The organism is Arthrobacter sp. 10T419, assembly GCF_056394105.1.
In genome coordinates this window covers 1-530 of record NZ_JBFTHF010000035.1, presented here as the reverse complement: position 1 = coordinate 530, position 530 = coordinate 1, and the positions used below count along the sequence as shown (strand labels likewise).

Here is a 530-nt window from a genome sequence, read left to right as displayed (position 1 = left end):
GCTTTCATCTGGTCGACCAGTTCCGCCTGCTTTTCTCGCGCCTGCCTCAGGTTCTCGACGGCTTCCGCCAGCTTCTTCACGGTGATCGCTGCGTCCACATACGGGCGCATTCCCTCGGCGCCCTGTATGGCTCCACGGGCTTGCTTCTCCGCCGCGACCGCCTCGTCATATTCCTTTTGCAAGGCCTCGCGCCGCTTGTCCTGCCGTTCGAGTTTCGCCACACCGGGGATGGTGTCGGCGCGGCCCAGGGCCTCCAGCATCCGGTAGGTGTTGACCGTGCCGGGGCCGATGCCCTCGTCGCTCGCATTGGTGACGACAAACAGGTGGATGGGGCCATGCTCGCCCGGGTCGCGGCCCCAGGCTATCTGCTTTGCGGCGGCCGCCTTGATTTGCTCGGCCAATGGCGGAAAGCGGAAATACTGATTCTCGATATAGACAAAGCTGCAGGCGTTGTTGACCACCTGCAAATACATTTTCTCGATATCGAACTTGCCGTGTTCCGGCTGAGTGCGCAGCACCTGGGCCATGAC

At 62.1% G+C, this 530-nt stretch carries 1 protein-coding gene; it reads right to left on the bottom strand.

Annotated features, from left to right (window positions below; genetic code table 11):
- The coding region (locus tag AC1DBD_RS17745) for a hypothetical protein (RefSeq protein WP_476982707.1) at positions 1-530 on the bottom strand (530 nt) is incomplete at both ends.